The organism is Pseudomonas sp. PS1(2021), from assembly GCF_020405165.1.
Taxonomy (GTDB): domain Bacteria; phylum Pseudomonadota; class Gammaproteobacteria; order Pseudomonadales; family Pseudomonadaceae; genus Pseudomonas; species Pseudomonas aeruginosa.
On sequence record NZ_CP084484.1, the window covers coordinates 4,903,142 to 4,918,994 of the forward strand.

At 64.7% G+C, this 15,853-nt stretch carries 13 protein-coding genes; 2 read left to right on the forward strand and 11 right to left on the reverse strand.

The genetic code is table 11. From position 1 onward, the window contains the following. Window positions 1–9: 9 nt before the first annotated feature. Together ftsH and rlmE are read right to left on the reverse strand one after the other, a co-directional pair. Window positions 10–1,929: an ATP-dependent zinc metalloprotease FtsH gene (gene ftsH, locus LE197_RS23565; RefSeq protein ID WP_003095200.1), complete on the reverse strand. Its 1,920-nt coding sequence runs from the start codon at window positions 1,927–1,929 to the stop codon at window positions 10–12. 198 nt (window positions 1,930–2,127) lie between these two features. After that, window positions 2,128–2,751, reverse strand: a complete 624-nt coding sequence (rlmE, locus tag LE197_RS23570) for a 23S rRNA (uridine(2552)-2'-O)-methyltransferase RlmE (protein ID WP_003095202.1) — start codon at window positions 2,749–2,751, stop codon at window positions 2,128–2,130. A 94-nt stretch (window positions 2,752–2,845) separates the two neighbouring features. Between rlmE and yhbY the strand changes: the two genes are divergently transcribed. Further along, complete coding sequence (gene yhbY, locus LE197_RS23575; RefSeq protein WP_003095204.1) at window positions 2,846–3,160, forward strand: ribosome assembly RNA-binding protein YhbY; 315 nt, start codon at window positions 2,846–2,848, stop codon at window positions 3,158–3,160. A gap of 40 nt (window positions 3,161–3,200) precedes the next feature. On the opposite strand, the gene LE197_RS23580 is transcribed toward yhbY, so the two are convergent. The 9 genes from LE197_RS23580 to grpE all read right to left on the reverse strand — a co-directional run bounded on the left by LE197_RS23580 (window position 3,201) and on the right by grpE (window position 13,989). Beyond that, window positions 3,201–3,608 carry a DUF4149 domain-containing protein gene (locus tag LE197_RS23580; RefSeq protein ID WP_003109321.1) on the reverse strand — a complete coding sequence of 136 codons (408 nt, stop codon included), beginning with the start codon at window positions 3,606–3,608 and terminating at the stop codon, window positions 3,201–3,203. A 10-nt stretch (window positions 3,609–3,618) separates the two neighbouring features. Continuing rightward, window positions 3,619–4,095 (reverse strand): transcription elongation factor GreA, encoded by a 477-nt coding sequence (gene greA / locus LE197_RS23585; RefSeq protein ID WP_003095206.1) that lies wholly within the window; start codon window positions 4,093–4,095, stop codon window positions 3,619–3,621. Then, the gene (gene carB, locus LE197_RS23590) at window positions 4,092–7,313 is read right to left on the reverse strand and encodes a carbamoyl-phosphate synthase large subunit (RefSeq protein WP_003095207.1); all 3,222 of its coding nucleotides are present in this window, start codon (window positions 7,311–7,313) and stop codon (window positions 4,092–4,094) included. Before carB ends, greA begins: the two co-directional genes overlap by 4 nt. Before the next feature lie 19 nt (window positions 7,314–7,332). Continuing rightward, entirely contained in the window at window positions 7,333–7,983 is a 651-nt protein-coding gene (gene leuE / locus LE197_RS23595; RefSeq protein WP_003095208.1) for a leucine efflux protein LeuE, read from the reverse strand. An 11-nt stretch (window positions 7,984–7,994) separates the two neighbouring features. After that, window positions 7,995–9,131, reverse strand: a complete 1,137-nt coding sequence (carA, locus tag LE197_RS23600; protein WP_003095209.1) for a glutamine-hydrolyzing carbamoyl-phosphate synthase small subunit — start codon at window positions 9,129–9,131, stop codon at window positions 7,995–7,997. A gap of 182 nt (window positions 9,132–9,313) precedes the next feature. Beyond that, window positions 9,314–10,120 carry a 4-hydroxy-tetrahydrodipicolinate reductase gene (dapB, locus tag LE197_RS23605; protein WP_003095210.1) on the reverse strand — a complete coding sequence of 269 codons (807 nt, stop codon included), beginning with the start codon at window positions 10,118–10,120 and terminating at the stop codon, window positions 9,314–9,316. Window positions 10,121–10,176: 56 nt separating this feature from the next. Further along, entirely contained in the window at window positions 10,177–11,310 is a 1,134-nt protein-coding gene (gene dnaJ, locus LE197_RS23610) for a molecular chaperone DnaJ (RefSeq protein ID WP_003095211.1), read from the reverse strand. Window positions 11,311–11,425: 115 nt separating this feature from the next. Then, window positions 11,426–13,339, reverse strand: coding sequence for a molecular chaperone DnaK (dnaK, locus tag LE197_RS23615; RefSeq protein ID WP_003095212.1), 1,914 nt, complete (start codon window positions 13,337–13,339; stop codon window positions 11,426–11,428). Window positions 13,340–13,428: 89 nt separating this feature from the next. Next, window positions 13,429–13,989, reverse strand: a complete 561-nt coding sequence (grpE, locus tag LE197_RS23620; RefSeq protein ID WP_003095213.1) for a nucleotide exchange factor GrpE — start codon at window positions 13,987–13,989, stop codon at window positions 13,429–13,431. A gap of 167 nt (window positions 13,990–14,156) precedes the next feature. Here grpE and recN point away from each other — a divergent pair, with 167 nt between their 5' ends. Then, window positions 14,157–15,833, forward strand: a complete 1,677-nt coding sequence (recN, locus tag LE197_RS23625) for a DNA repair protein RecN (RefSeq protein ID WP_003100507.1) — start codon at window positions 14,157–14,159, stop codon at window positions 15,831–15,833. Window positions 15,834–15,853: the final 20 nt, after the last annotated feature.

Here is a 15,853-nt window from a genome sequence, read left to right on the forward strand (position 1 = left end):
TCAGGGCTCTCAGTGCTCGCCGGCCGGCCCACCGATGGGAGGGGTGTTCTCGCGGCGGCCCGACTCTTCCAGGTTGGCCGGCGGGGTGCCGGTACCCGAACCACCCTGCCAGTCACGCGGCTCGCGCGGCACGCGACCGGCCATGATGTCGTCGATCTGGTCGGAGTCGATGGTCTCGTACTTCATCAGTGCGTCGGCCATCATCTCCAGCTTGTCGCGGTTCTCGTCGAGCAGTCGCTTGGCGGTACCGTAGCAGTCGTCGATGATGCGCCGGACTTCCTGGTCGATCATCTTGGCGGTCTCGCCCGACACATTGGCGTGCTGGCTGCCGGCGCTACGGCCGAGGAACACCTCGCCCTCCTCCTCCGCGTACATCAGCGGGCCGAGCTTCTCGGACAGACCCCACTTGGTCACCATGTTCCGCGCCAACTGGGTAGCACGCATGATGTCGTTGGAAGCGCCAGTGGTGACGCCTTCGAAGCCGAGGGTCATCTCTTCCGCGATACGGCCGCCGAACAGCGAGCAGATCTGGCTTTCCAGCGCGCGCTTGGACAGGCTGTAGCGATCTTCCTCGGGGAGGAACATGGTCACGCCCAGGGCACGTCCGCGCGGAATGATGGACACCTTGTAGACCGGGTCATGCTCCGGCACCAGGCGACCGACGATGGCGTGGCCGGCCTCGTGGTAGGCGGTGTTGCGCTTCTCCTTCTCGGACATGACCATGGTCTTGCGCTCGGCGCCCATCATGATCTTGTCCTTGGCCAGCTCGAACTCGCGCATGTCGACGATGCGCTTGTTGGAGCGCGCGGCGAACAGCGAAGCCTCGTTGACCAGGTTGGCCAGGTCGGCGCCGGAGAAACCGGGCGTACCGCGGGCGATGACGGCAGGATCGACATGGTCGCCCAGCGGCACCTTGCGCATGTGCACCTTGAGGATCTGTTCGCGCCCGCGGATATCCGGTAAGCCGACCACCACCTGGCGGTCGAAGCGGCCCGGACGCAGCAGCGCCGGGTCCAGAACGTCCGGACGGTTGGTGGCAGCGATGACGATGATGCCATCGTTCATCTCGAAGCCATCCATCTCCACCAGCAACTGGTTGAGGGTCTGCTCGCGCTCGTCGTGACCGCCGCCCAAGCCGGCGCCGCGATGGCGGCCGACGGCGTCGATCTCGTCGATGAAGATGATGCACGGCGCGTGCTTCTTGGCCTGGTCGAACATGTCGCGGACACGGGAAGCGCCCACGCCGACGAACATCTCGACGAAGTCGGAACCGGAAATGGTGAAGAACGGCACCTTGGCTTCGCCGGCGATGGCCTTGGCCAGCAGGGTCTTGCCGGTGCCGGGCGGGCCGACCATCAGCACGCCGCGCGGGATACGGCCGCCCAGGCGCTGGAACTTGCCCGGATCGCGAAGGAACTCGACCAGCTCGCTGACCTCCTCCTTGGCCTCGTCGCAGCCGGCGACGTCAGCGAAGGTGGTCTTGACCTGGTCCTCGGACAGCAGGCGCGCCTTGCTCTTGCCGAAGCTCATCGGGCCACCGCGGCCGCCGCCGCCGCCCTGCATCTGGCGCATGAAGAACATGAAGACGGCGATGATCACCAGGATCGGGAAGCTGGCGACCAGCAACTGGGTCCAGATGCTCTGCTGTTCGGGCTGCTTGCCCTCGACCACGACGTTGTTGTTGACCAGGTCGCCGATCAGGCCGTTGTCCTGGATCGCCGGGCGGATGGTCTTGAAGGTATCGCCGTCGCTACGCTTGCCGGTGATGACATAGCCATCCACGGTCACTCGCTCGACCTTGCCATCCTTGACCTGCTGGATGAAGTCCGAGTAGTTCAGCGTCTGTGGCTCGCTCGGGCTCGAGAAATTGTTCATCACGGTCACCAGTACCGCCGCGATGATCAGCCACAGAATCAGATTCTTTGCCATGTCGTTCAATTGACTACCCTCTGAAGCCGGCTCCGTCCTGGAAACCGCTTCACACGACGGCCAGACTCCTTCCGGCCAAAAGTACTACACAAGCGCCCGCGCACGCAGGCGTTGTCTGTAACCCTTTATGAACCCTCGCCCGTCCCGGCACAACAGGTCATCGACCAATAGACAGGCTATAGGGTCAATCATTCCAGTCTATTCCCCGCGAAAGCCGCGTGCGAGCAGATACTGTTCCCGCGAACGATCACGCGACGACAGGGGCTTGCGCATCTGTACCTTGTCGAACATTTCCCGGGCCTGCTTGTGGTACTGGTCGAAACCTTCGCCCTGGAATATCTTGATCAGGAAATCGCCGCCCGGCCGCAGCACACGGCCGGCCAGGTCCAGCGCCAGTTCGCAGAGATACATGGCGCGTGGCTGGTCGGCGGCCCGCACTCCACTCATATTGGGGGCCATATCGGAAATCACAAGGTCTACCGGATGATCGCCGATCGCCTCGAGGATCCGCGCGAACACCGCGTCCTCGGTGAAGTCGCCCTGGATGAAGGTGACGTCGGGGATGCTGTCCATCTCGAGGATGTCCGAAGCGATCAGCCGACCACGGTCGCCGATCACCCGGCTGGTGACCTGCGACCACCCGCCCGGCGCGGCGCCCAGGTCGACCACGGTCATGCCCGGACGCAGGATGCGGTCCTTCTCCTGGATCTCCAGCAGCTTGTAGCTGGCGCGCGAGCGATAGCCATCGCGCTGGGCCATCTTCACGTAGGGATCGTCGAAATGTTCTTTCAGCCAACGCTGGCTGGTTTTGGAGCGGGCCACGGAATACCTCTTCGGGCACCCCCGGTCGGCGGGGGCAGCATCACTTGGACTAAAACTGGGGTAAAATAGACGACTTTTTCCCAGGGGTCTGATTATGGCGCTCACTCAAGAGCAGAAGAAACAGTTCAAATCTATCGGTCACCACCTGAAACCGGTATTGATCGTAGCCGAGAACGGCTTGACCGAAGGCGTTCTCGCCGAACTCGAGCGCGCACTCAACGATCACGAACTGATCAAGGTGAAACTGGCGCTGGCCGAGCGCGACGATCGCCGCGCCCTGCTCGACGAACTCTGCGCGCAGTCGCGCAGCGACCTGGTGCAAAGCATCGGCAAGATGGCGCTGGTCTATCGGAAGAACCCGAAGCCGAACAAGAATCTCTCGAACATCAGCCGTTTCGCCGGCATCTGATGCCCCATCCAACCAAGGTCGGGAAACTTCCCGACCTGGTTCAGACGCCTTCCTCGTCCCGCCCCGGTACCGGCTGCAACACCAGCAGCAGGCCACACATCGCCACCGCCAGGTAGTTGAACAGCAGCCAGCGCACCGCCTCGGGCGCCAGCCCACGCACCAGGAAATACACCAGGCAGAGCAGCGCGACGGCGAGCAACAACTGACCGCGAAGGTCTCGCCAGAGGCTCCTCGGCCCGTGGCTCGACACCAACACCAGCGCCTGCAGCACCGCACAGAATCCGGCGAAGCCGATCAGCAGCGGCGTCAACGCCGCGGCTACGGTTTCCACCAGCAACGGCGCCAGTCCGGTCTTGGCCAACGCAGGCAGGACCACGAACTGCAGCAACCAGAGGCCGCCGACCCAGAACGTCTGGGCCAGCAGCCAACTGATCGCGCCTGCGCGCAACGGAGCGCGCTTAGATATGGCGAACCTCGACGATCTCGTACTCGACGTCGCCGCCCGGGGTTCTCACCAGCACGGCATCGCCCTCGGTCTTGCCGATCAGCGCACGGGCGATCGGCGAATTCACCGAGATCTTGCCACCCTTGATATCCGCCTCGTCGTCGCCGACGATCTGGTAGGTCACGGTCTCGTCGGTCTCGACGTTGGCGATGTCGACGGTGGTGCCGAAGATCACCTTGCCGCTGTGCGGGATGGCGGTGACATCGATGACCTGGGCGTTGGACAGCTTGGCCTCGATGTCGCGGATACGCGCCTCGACCATGCCCTGCTGTTCGCGCGCCGCATGGTACTCGGCGTTTTCCTTGAGGTCGCCCAGTTCACGCGCTTCGGCGATGGCCTGGCTGATCTGCGGGCGCAGCACGCCCTTCAGGTGTTTCACTTCTTCTTCCAGGGCGCGGGCGCCCTGGACGGTCATGGGGAACTTGCTCATGCCTTGATTCCTGCGTGGAGATCCTGCAGACGCCGAACGGTCTTCTCGGGACCGAACTTGAGCGCCTCACAGATCGCCTGCCCACCCGCAATGGTGGTGGTGCAGCAGATCTTGTGCTGCAGGGCGTTTCGACGAATGGAGTAGGAGTCAGCGATGGACTGCCGGCCCTCGGTGGTGTTGATGATCAGGGTGACCTCGTCGTTCTTGATCATGTCCACCACGTGCGGGCGACCTTCGGTCACCTTGTTCACGCGACGCACCGGCAGGCCCGCGGCCTCGATGACACGCGCGGTACCGGCGGTGGCTACCACTTCGAAGCCCAGCGCGACCAGGTCGCCAGCCACCTGGGCGGCGAACGGCTTGTCGTCTTCGCGGACGCTGATGAAGGCGCAACCGGCGGTCGGAAGGATCTCGCTGGCCCCCAACTGAGCCTTGGCAAAGGCTTCGGCAAAGCTATCACCGACGCCCATCACTTCACCAGTGGACTTCATTTCCGGGCCGAGGATCGGATCGACGCCGGGGAACTTGGCGAACGGGAACACCGCTTCCTTGACGCTGAAGAACGGCGGGATGATTTCCTGGGTGAAGCCGACCTCGGCCAGGGTCTTGCCGGCCATGACGCGGGCGGCGACCTTGGCCAGCGACTCGCCGACGCACTTGGAGACGAACGGCACGGTACGCGAGGCACGCGGGTTGACCTCGATGACGAAGATATCCTCGCCTTGCACCGCCATCTGCACGTTCATCAGGCCGACCACGCCAAGCTCCAGGGCCATTTTCTTGACCTGCTCGCGGATCTCGTCCTGGATGTGCTGCGGCAGCGAGTACGGCGGCAGCGAACAGGCGGAGTCGCCGGAGTGAACGCCAGCCTGCTCGATATGCTGCATGATCGCGCCGATCACCACGATCTCGCCGTCGCATACCGCGTCGATGTCGACTTCGATGGCGCAGTTGAGGAAGTGGTCGAGCAGCACCGGGCTGTCGTTGGAAACCTGAACCGCCTCACGCATGTAGCGCTTGAGTTCTTCTTCCTGGTAGACGATTTCCATCGCCCGCCCGCCCAGCACGTAGGACGGGCGTACCACCAGCGGATAACCGATGGCCTTGGACGCAGCCAGGGCCTCGTCTTCGCTGCGCGCGGTGGCGTTGGCCGGCTGGCGCAGGTTCAGGCGCTGGACCATCTGCTGGAAGCGCTCGCGGTCTTCGGCACGGTCGATGGCGTCCGGGCTGGTGCCGATGATCGGCACGCCGGCCTCTTCGAGGGCGCGGCAGAGCTTCAGCGGGGTCTGGCCGCCGTACTGGACGATCACGCCCTTGGGCTGCTCGACGCGGACGATCTCAAGGACGTCCTCGAGGGTCACCGGCTCGAAGTACAGGCGGTCGGAGGTGTCATAGTCGGTGGAGACGGTTTCCGGGTTGCAGTTGACCATGATGGTCTCGTAGCCGTCTTCGCGCATCGCCAGCGCCGCGTGCACGCAGCAGTAGTCGAACTCGATGCCCTGGCCGATGCGGTTCGGACCGCCGCCGAGGATCATGATCTTCTCGCGGCTCGACGGGTTGGCCTCGCACTCTTCCTCGTAGGTCGAATACATGTAGGCGGTGTCGGTGGCGAACTCGGCGGCGCAGGTATCGACGCGCTTGTAGACCGGCAGTACCTTCAGCTTGTGGCGATGGCTGCGCAGGTTCTTCTCGGTGACGCCGAGCAGCTTGGCCAGGCGCGCGTCGGAGAAGCCCTTGCGCTTGAGCTTGTACATCAGCTCGCGATCGATAGAGGACAGGCCGAGGGTCTTGACCTTCTCCTCGTCCTTGACCAGGTCCTCGATCTGCACCAGGAACCATTCGTCGATGCGGGTCAGCTCGAACACTTCCTCGACGCTCTTGCCGGCGCGGAAGGCGTCGGCGACGTACCAGACACGCTCGGCGCTGGGCACGGTCAGCTCGCGCTTGAGGATGCTGTCGGCCTCCGGGTCGTTCAGGTCGAGCTTCGGATCGAAGCCGGTGGCGCCGACTTCCAGGCCGCGCAAGGCTTTCTGCACCGACTCCTGGAAGGTCCGGCCGATGGCCATGACTTCGCCGACCGACTTCATCTGGGTGGTCAGGCGGGCATCGGCTTTCGGGAATTTCTCGAAGGCGAAGCGCGGGATCTTGGTCACCACGTAGTCGATGGCCGGCTCGAACGACGCCGGGGTGCGACCGCCGGTGATGTCGTTCTGCAGTTCGTCGAGGGTGTAGCCGACCGCCAGCTTGGCGGCGATCTTGGCGATCGGGAAACCGGTGGCCTTGGAGGCCAGGGCCGAGGAGCGGGAAACCCGCGGGTTCATCTCGATCACCACCATGCGCCCGGTGTTCGGGCAGATGCCGAACTGCACGTTGGAACCGCCGGTTTCCACGCCGATCTCGCGCAATACCGCCAGCGAGGCGTTGCGCATGATCTGGTATTCCTTGTCGGTCAGGGTCTGCGCCGGTGCCACGGTGATCGAGTCACCGGTGTGCACGCCCATCGGGTCGAAGTTCTCGATGGAGCAGACGATGATGCAGTTGTCCTTCTTGTCGCGGACCACCTCCATCTCGTATTCCTTCCAGCCGATCAGCGACTCGTCGATCAGCAGCTCGTTGGTCGGCGACAGGTCGAGGCCACGGGCGCAGATCTCTTCGAACTCTTCACGGTTGTAGGCGATACCGCCGCCGGTGCCGCCCATGGTGAAGGACGGACGGATGATGCAGGGGAAGCCGACCTGCTCGAGCACGCCGTAGGCCTCCTCCATGCTGTGGGCGATGCCCGAGCGCGGACAGGCCAGGCCGATATCCTTCATCGCCTTGTCGAAGCGCGAGCGGTCCTCGGCCTTGTCGATGGTATCGGCATTGGCGCCGATCATCTCCACGCCGAACTTCTCCAGCACGCCGTGGCGCTCCAGGTCCAGGGCGCAGTTCAGCGCAGTCTGGCCGCCCATGGTCGGCAGCAGCGCGTCGGGGCGTTCCTTCTCGATGATCTTGGCCACGGTGGCCCACTTGATCGGCTCGATGTAGGTCGCGTCGGCCATCGCCGGGTCGGTCATGATGGTCGCGGGGTTGGAGTTCACCAGGATGACGCGGTAGCCCTCCTCGCGCAGGGCCTTGCAGGCCTGGGCGCCAGAGTAGTCGAATTCGCAGGCCTGGCCAATCACGATGGGGCCGGCACCGAGGATCAGGATGCTCTTTATGTCTGTACGTTTTGGCATGGGACTCTCGTTGCAATAATCAGGACAGGGTTGCGGTGGCCAGCTTCACACCAAAGCCGACGAACAGGGCGCCGACGCCCGAAGTGGCGCCGGCAGCCAACCGTTGCCGCCGGCGGAACCAGGCCGCCAGCCGCACACCGGTGAAAATCAGGAAGCTCAGGTAAAGGGCGCTGACCAGTTCCAGGATCACCGCCAGCACCAGGAACGACAGGCCCGGATAGGCATAGCCGGGATCGACGAACTGGATGAAGAAGGAGATGAAGAACAGGATCGCCTTGGGATTCGACAGGCTGAGCAGCAGCGCCTTGCGGAACGGCTGGTGGACATCCACCTGTTCGGCCTGCGCCGCCGTCGCTTCGGGATTGCGCAGCTTGCGCCAGGCGCCCCGCAGCATGCCGACGCCGAGATAGAACAGGTAGGCCGCACCGAGGTACTTCAGGCCGATGAACAGCATCGGCTCGGCCTTCAGCAGGGACGCCACGCCAAGGGCCGACAGCAGCATCAGCACCGCGTCGCCGAGGAACACGCCGCAGGCGGCCCGGTAGCCGGTCGCCACGCCACGCTGGGCCGAAGTCGCGAGGACGAACAACGAGTTCGGCCCGGGCAACAGGATCACGAAAACCACACCCAGCACGTAGGTCCAGAAATCGGTTATCCCCAGGGTCGGCATGGCTCTGCTCCTCAGCGACGCTCGGCCATCGCCGAGATGAAGCGGTCGAACAGCGGGGCGACGTCATGCGGACCGGGGCTCGCCTCGGGGTGGCCCTGGAAGCTGAAAGCGACCTTGTCGGTGCGCTCGATACCCTGCAGGGTACCGTCGAACAGCGACTTGTGAGTGGCTCGCAGGTTGTCCGGCAAGGTGCTCTCGTCGACCGCGAAACCGTGGTTCTGGCTGGTGATCATCACCACGCCGCTGTCCAGGTCCTGCACCGGGTGGTTGGCGCCGTGGTGGCCGTGGCCCATCTTCAGGGTCTTGGCGCCAGAGGCCAGGGCCAGCAACTGATGGCCGAGGCAGATGCCGAACACCGGGATCTCGGTATCGAGGAATTCGCGGATCGCCTGGATCGCGTAGTCGCACGGTTCGGGGTCGCCGGGGCCGTTGGAAAGGAAGATGCCGTCAGGGTTCAGCGCCAGCACTTCGCTGGCCGGTGTCTGCGCCGGCACCACGGTCAGGCGGCAGCCGCGCGCCACCAGCATGCGCAGGATGTTCAGCTTGACGCCGTAGTCGTAGGCCACCACGTGATACGGCAGTTCACCGGCCGGGATCTCCGGGTGACTGTCGCTTTCCAGGTTCCAGACGCTGGAGCGCCACTCGTAGCGCTCGGCGGTGGTGACCTCCTTGGCCAGGTCCATGCCCTTCAGGCCGGGGAAGGCGCGAGCCAGCTCCAGCGCGCGTTCCTCGGTAGCGTCGGCACCAGCCAGGATGCAGCCGTTCTGCGAACCCTTCTCGCGGAGGATGCGAGTCAGGCGACGGGTATCGATGCCGGCGATGGCGACGGTGCCGTTGGCTTTCAGGTAGTCAGGCAGCGACTGCTTGCTGCGCCAGTTGCTGGCGATCAGCGGCAGGTCGCGAATGATCAGGCCGGCGGCCCAGACACGGTTGGCCTCGGCGTCTTCCGGGGTGGTACCGGTATTGCCGATGTGCGGGTAGGTCAGGGTGACGATCTGCTGGGCGTAGGAAGGATCGGTAAGGATTTCCTGGTAGCCGGTCATGGCGGTGTTGAACACCACCTCGCCAACGGTCTGGCCGTCGGCACCGATGGCTTCACCGCGAAAAATGCTGCCGTCGGCAAGTGCAAGTATGGCTGGCTTAGTCAAGAAGACCTCCCGTAAATCAAGCCTGACTGGTCGCGCAGGTGTAAAAAAGCGGGATGACACCGTGAAGAGTCATCCCGCTTTTTTTCGATTCATGCTGCGCTGCTTTTAGTGGACACACTAAAGCTGTAGTTTACAGAATCGCGACATTCCGGTCCACCAATAAGACGACGTGCGGCAGCGTCTCAGCGTAGACCGAGCACATCCTGCATGTCGTACAGGCCGTTCTCCTTGCCCTCCAGCCACAGCGCCGCACGCACCGCGCCACGGGCGAAGGTCATGCGACTGGAAGCCTTGTGGGTGATCTCCACGCGCTCGCCCTCGGCGGCGAACAGCACGGTGTGGTCGCCCACCACGTCGCCGGCGCGCACGGTGGCGAAGCCGATGGTTTCCCGCGCCCGCGCGCCGGTCTGCCCCTCGCGTCCGTAGACCGCCACTTCCTGAAGGTCCCGGCCGAGCGCCTGGGCTACCACCTCGCCCATGCGCAAGGCGGTGCCGGACGGCGCATCGACCTTGTGCCGGTGATGGGCCTCGATGATCTCGATATCCACTTCGTCGCCCAGCACCCGTGCCGCGGTATCCAGAAGCTTCAGGCAAAGGTTCACGCCGACGCTGAAGTTGGCAGCGAAGACGATCGGGATATCCTTCGCCGCCTCGGCCAGCAGCAGCTTCTCGTCGGCGCTGAAGCCGGTGGTGCCGATGACCATCGCCCGGCGCGCCTTGCGGCACTGCTCGATGTTCTTCAGGGTTACGGAGGGATGGGTGAAGTCGATCAGGACGTCGAACTCCTCGCAGACCTTGCCCAAGTCCCCGGACAGCGGCACGCCGATCCGGCCGAGACCGGCCAGCTCGCCGGCGTCCGCCCCCACCAGGGTGCTATCCGGACGATCCACCGCCGCCGTCAGCCCGGCGGCACCGCCGGTCTGCTGAACGGCCTCGATCAGGTTCTTGCCCATGCGCCCGGCGGCGCCCACTACGGCTATACGTCGCATAAAACCACTCCACGCGGAACCCGGACGCGGCTGTCAGGCCGCGCCCATGGCTTTGTTTATAGGTCGTCGAAGAAACGCTTCATGCCTTCGAACCAGCCACTGGCCTTGGGCGAATGCGAGGTGTCGCTCTGCAACGACTTGCGGAACTCCTCGAGCAGCTCGCGCTGGCGCTTGTCCAGGTTCACCGGGGTTTCCACCACCACCTTGCACATCAGGTCGCCGGCGCCGCCGCCGCGCACCGGGGCCACGCCCTTGCCGCGCAGGCGGAACAACTTGCCGGTCTGGGTGCTTTCCGGAATCTTCAGCTTGACCCGGCCATCCAGGGTCGGCACTTCCAGCTCGCCACCCAACGCAGCGTCGGCGAAACTGATCGGCACTTCGCAGTACAGATGCTTGCCGTCGCGTTGGAAGATCGGGTGCTCGCGCACATTGACCACCACGTACAGGTCGCCCGCCGGACCACCCATGCTGCCGGCCTCGCCTTCGCCGGTGAGGCGGATGCGGTCGCCGGTGTCGACGCCGGCCGGCACCTTCACCGACAGGGTCTTCTGCTCTTCCACGCGCCCCTGGCCATGGCAGGAGCCACAGGGATCGGAAATCATCTTGCCGGTGCCGTGGCAGCGCGGGCAGGTCTGCTGGACCGAGAAGAAGCCCTGCTGCATGCGCACCTGGCCGATACCACCGCAAGTGGTGCAGGTGACCGGTGTGGTGCCGGGCTTGGCGCCGCTGCCGTTGCAGGTCTTGCAACCGACCAGGGTCGGCACGCGGATGGTAACGGTGGTGCCACGTACCGCCTCCTCCAGGTCGAGGTCCAGGGTGTAGCGCAGGTCCGCGCCGCGCTGCGCGCCGCCGCGCGAGCCACCGCGGGCACCGCCGCCACCGAAGAAATCGCTGAACACATCGCCGAAGATGTCGGAGAAGCTCGCCCCGCCGAAACCGGCACCAGCGCCCCCACCCATATTCGGATCGACGCCGGCATGGCCGTACTGGTCGTAGGCCGCCCGCTTGCTGGCATCGGAGAGGACCTCGTAGGCCTCGTTGGCCTCCTTGAACTTGTCCTCGGCTTCCTTGTCGCCAGGATTGCGGTCCGGGTGGTATTTCATCGCCAGGCGGCGGTAGGCCTTCTTCAGGTCCGCCTCGCTGGCGCCACGCTCAACCCCCAGAACCTCGTAAAAGTCTCGTTTCGCCATAACCTTTCCGTCTCAATTAAGGACCCTCCAGACACGCCAACGCGGGAGCAGGCTCCCGCGTGGCGGATCATGCGTACCGGCCTGGCCGGCACGCGGGGCAGAAGCAAGCCGGGGCTTACTTGTTGTCCTTGACCTCTTCGAACTCGGCGTCCACCACGTCGTCAGCGGCTTTCGCCTGCTCGCCCTGGGGAGCGTCTTCGCCCTGCTGGGCCTGTTCGGCGTACATCTTCTGCGCCAGCGGGGTGGAAGCCTGGGACAGAGCGTTCATCTTGGCCTCGATCTCGGCCTTGTCGTCGCCCTTCACCGCCGCTTCCAGCTCGCCCAGCGCCTTCTCGATGGTCGCCTTGTCCTCGGCGGTGGCCTTGTCGCCCGCCTCGGTGATCATCTTGCGGGTCGCGTGAACCAGCGCGTCGCCCTGGTTGCGAGCGGCAGCCAGTTCCTCGAACTTGCGGTCCTCCTCGGCGTTCGCCTCGGCATCGCGGACCATCTGCTGGATCTCATCCTCGGACAGGCCGGAGGATGCCTTGATCACGATGGACTGCTGCTTGCCGGTGGCCTTGTCCTTCGCCGAGACGTGCAGGATGCCGTTGGCATCGATATCGAAGGTCACCTCGATCTGCGGCACGCCGCGCGGAGCCGGCGGAATGTCGGCCAGGTCGAACTTGCCCAGCGACTTGTTCTGCGCGGCCTGCTTGCGCTCGCCCTGCAGCACGTGGATGGTCACCGCGCCCTGGTTGTCGTCGGCGGTGGAGAACACCTGCGACTTCTTGGTCGGGATGGTGGTGTTCTTCTCGATCAGACCGGTCATCACGCCGCCCAGGGTCTCGATGCCGAGGGTCAGCGGAGTCACGTCGAGCAGCAGCACGTCCTTCACGTCGCCGGCCAGGACCGCGCCCTGGATGGCGGCACCGACAGCCACGGCTTCGTCCGGGTTGACGTCCTTGCGCGCTTCCTTGCCGAAGAACTCGGCAACGGTCTTCTGTACCAGCGGCATGCGGGTCTGGCCGCCGACCAGGATCACTTCATGGATATCGGAAACATCCAGGCCGGCATCCTTCAGCGCGGTGCGGCACGGCTCGATGGTGCGCTGCACCAGGTCTTCGACCAGGGACTCCAGCTTGGCGCGGGAAACCTTGACGTTCAGGTGCTTCGGACCGCTCGCGTCGGCAGTCACATACGGCAGGTTGACGTCGGTCTGCTGGGTCGAGGACAGCTCGATCTTGGCTTTCTCGGCCGCTTCCTTCAGACGCTGCATGGCCAGCGGGTCGCCCTTCAGGTTGATGCCGCTTTCCTTCTTGAACTCGTCGACGAGGTAGTCGATCAGGCGGATGTCGAAGTCTTCGCCGCCGAGGAAGGTGTCGCCGTTGGTGGCCAGCACTTCGAACTGGTGCTCGCCGTCGACTTCGGCGATCTCGATCACCGACACGTCGAAGGTACCGCCGCCCAGGTCATAGACGATCACGGTGTGGTCGCCCTTGGCCTTGTCCAGGCCATAGGCCAGCGCCGCCGCGGTCGGCTCGTTGATGATCCGCTTGACGTCGAGGCCGGCGATGCGGCCGGCGTCCTTGGTGGCCTGGCGCTGGCTGTCGTTGAAGTAGGCCGGAACGGTGATCACCGCTTCGGTGACCGGCTCGCCGAGGTAGTCTTCGGCGGTCTTCTTCATTTTCTTCAGCACTTCGGCGGAAATCTGCGGAGGCGCCATCTTCTGGCCCTTCACTTCCACCCAGGCGTCGCCGTTGTCGGCCTTGACGATGCTGTACGGCACCATCTGGATGTCTTTCTGAACCACGTTCTCTTCGAAGCGACGGCCGATCAGGCGCTTCACCGCATACAGGGTGTTCTGCGGGTTGGTGACCGCCTGGCGCTTGGCCGGCTGGCCCACCAGGGTTTCGCCATCGTTGGTGTAGGCGATGATCGAGGGGGTGGTACGCGCGCCCTCGGCGTTCTCGATGACCTTGACGTTACCGTTCTCCAGGATAGCCACGCAGGAGTTGGTGGTACCCAGGTCGATGCCAATGATTTTGCCCATATTCACTCTCCAGAAACTTTGATTCCGTGCGACCCGCCCGTGGGTCTCGTGCTCGGTTGACTACCCAGATGGGGTCGTCGCGTCGAATTTCAAGCCTGCTCGTCGATGGACGGCGGGGTTTCCGCCGGCGCCTTGCTGACTACCACCATCGCCGGACGCAGCAGGCGGCCGTTGAGCAGGTAGCCTTTCTGGAACACCTTGAGGACACTGCCCGGCTCGGCCGAAGCGCTTTCCTGCATGGCCATCGCCTGGTGCTGCTCGGGGTTGAAAGGCTCGCCTTCCGGGTTCAGCGCCTCCACCTGGTAGCGGCGCAGGGTGTCGTCGAACATCTTCAGGGTCAGTTCCATGCCTTCGCGCATCGGCTTGATCGCCTCGTCGTTGGGATCGGACATCTCCAGGCCGCGCTCGAGGGTGTCGACCACCGCCAGCAGGTCGCCGGCGAATTTCTCCAGCGCGAACTTGTGCGCCTTCTCGACATCCTGCTCCGCACGCCGGCGTACGTTCTGCAGATCCGCGACCATGCGCAGCGCCTGGTCCTGGGCGGCAGCCAGCTGCTCCTCCAGTTCCTGCACGCGGGCGGTCAGGTCCTCGGCGGCGCCGGTGGGCTGCTCGGGGGTCTGTTGATCCAGGGTCTGCTGTTCGTCAGCCATGCCACTCTCCTTCAAAAATAAGCTGGCAAATACAAGGCGAACGCATAAGTTCGCAACGTTGCCGGCTATATGGGGACGGCTTTCCACGGTTCAAGGGGCGAGCGGCAATTGCCAGCCGGAAAAAATACTGTATAAATAACCAGACAAAACCCACGGAGCCGCCCGCCATGCTGGTTCACCTGTCCGTTCACAACTACGCCATCGTCGAGCACCTGGATCTCGAACTCGCTACCGGCATGAGCGTGATCACCGGCGAAACCGGTGCGGGCAAGTCGATCATGCTCGACGCCCTCGGCCTTACCCTCGGCGACCGCGCCGACAGCGGCGCGGTACGTCCCGGAGCGGACAAGGCCGACATTCTCGCCAGCTTCGACGTCAGTGCCATCGCCGAGGCCCGCGACTGGCTCGCCGAGCGCGACCTGGAACAGGACGGTCCGTGCATCCTGCGCCGGGTGATCACTGCCGAAGGTCGCTCGCGTGCCTACATCAACGGCACGCCTTGCCCGCTGGGCGACCTGAAGAGCCTGGGCGAACTGCTGATCGACATCCATAGCCAGCACGAGCACCAGTCGCTGCTGAAGAGCGAGACCCACCGGCGCCTGCTCGACGAGTACGCCGGCTGCCAGGAGCTGGCGCGCCAGGTGCAGCTCGCCGCGCAACGCTGGAAGCAGACCAGCCAGGAACTCGAACGCCTGTCGCGTAGCGGCGACGAACAGCGCGCCCGCCACCAGTTGCTCAGCTACCAGCTGGAAGAACTGGAAAACCTGTCCCTCGGCGAAAACGAACTGGAAAGCCTGGAGCAGGAGCAGAAGACCCTGAGCAACGCCGAAAGCCTGCTCGCCGCCTGCCGCCAAGTCGTGGAAATGTGCAGCGAGAGCGATGCCGGCAACGTCCTTTCCGCGCTCAATGCCAGCCTCAACCGCCTGACCTCGTTCAGCGGCCAGCCCGCCGCTCTCGGCGAAGCGGTCAACCTGTTGTCCAGCGCGCAGATCCAGGTCGAGGAGGCGATCGGCGAACTGAACCGCTTCGTCGACCACTTCGATGCCGATCCCAATCGCCAGCAGCAGGTCGAGGAGCGCCTGGACGTCATTTACTCCCTGGCGCGCAAGCACCGGGTCCAGCCCGCCGAACTGGCCGACCTGCAGCAGCGCCTGTTCGACGAACTGGAGGCGCTGAACGCCGACGACGAAGCGGTCGGACGCCTGGGCGACGAGCTGGCCGCCTACGCCCGGCATTACCAGGAAAAAGCCGAAGAACTGAGCCGCCTGCGCCAGGCCGCGGCCGCACCTCTTGCCGCCAGCGTGGAGCAGGAGATGCAGCGCCTGGGCATGCCCGGGGGGCGCTTCGCCATCGTCCTGCATCCCGGCGACAGCGCCGAGCCGCAGGCCAACGGACTGGAAAGCGTGGAGTTCCTGGTCAGCGCCAACCCCGGGCAGCCGCTGAAAGGGCTGGCCAAGGTCGCCTCGGGCGGCGAACTGTCGCGGATCAGCCTGGCGATCCAGGTGATCACGGCACAGACCTCGCGCATCCCCACCCTGGTCTTCGACGAAGTCGACGTCGGCATCGGCGGCCCCACCGCCGAAGTGGTCGGACAGTTGCTGCGCCGCCTCGGCGAACGCGGCCAGGTCCTCACCGTGACCCACTTGCCGCAGGTCGCCGCCCAGGGCCACCAGCACCTGTTCGTGCACAAGGAACGCGGCAGCAGCGAAACCCGTACGGCGGTCGCCACCCTGAACAAGGCCCAGCGGATCGAGGAGATCGCCCGCATGCTCGGCGGCGTCGACCTGACCAAGGAATCCCTGGCCCACGCGAAGAAACTGGTCAACCTGGCCGCCCAGAACTGAACGTTCCTTCAATGGAAAAT

What these genes read in the sequence shown, in the direction of transcription:
- dnaK (WP_003095212.1), bottom strand. Translation starts at nt 13,339, where the DNA reads ATGGGCAAAATCATTGGCATCGACCTGGGTACCACCAACTCCTGCGTG.
- ftsH (WP_003095200.1), bottom strand. Translation starts at nt 1,929, where the DNA reads ATGGCAAAGAATCTGATTCTGTGGCTGATCATCGCGGCGGTACTGGTG.
- recN (WP_003100507.1), top strand. Translation starts at nt 14,157, where the DNA reads ATGCTGGTTCACCTGTCCGTTCACAACTACGCCATCGTCGAGCACCTG.
- dapB (WP_003095210.1), bottom strand. Translation starts at nt 10,120, where the DNA reads ATGCGACGTATAGCCGTAGTGGGCGCCGCCGGGCGCATGGGCAAGAAC.
- grpE (WP_003095213.1), bottom strand. Translation starts at nt 13,989, where the DNA reads ATGGCTGACGAACAGCAGACCCTGGATCAACAGACCCCCGAGCAGCCC.
- carB (WP_003095207.1), bottom strand. Translation starts at nt 7,313, where the DNA reads ATGCCAAAACGTACAGACATAAAGAGCATCCTGATCCTCGGTGCCGGC.
- greA (WP_003095206.1), bottom strand. Translation starts at nt 4,095, where the DNA reads ATGAGCAAGTTCCCCATGACCGTCCAGGGCGCCCGCGCCCTGGAAGAA.
- dnaJ (WP_003095211.1), bottom strand. Translation starts at nt 11,310, where the DNA reads ATGGCGAAACGAGACTTTTACGAGGTTCTGGGGGTTGAGCGTGGCGCC.
- yhbY (WP_003095204.1), top strand. Translation starts at nt 2,846, where the DNA reads ATGGCGCTCACTCAAGAGCAGAAGAAACAGTTCAAATCTATCGGTCAC.
- leuE (WP_003095208.1), bottom strand. Translation starts at nt 7,983, where the DNA reads ATGCCGACCCTGGGGATAACCGATTTCTGGACCTACGTGCTGGGTGTG.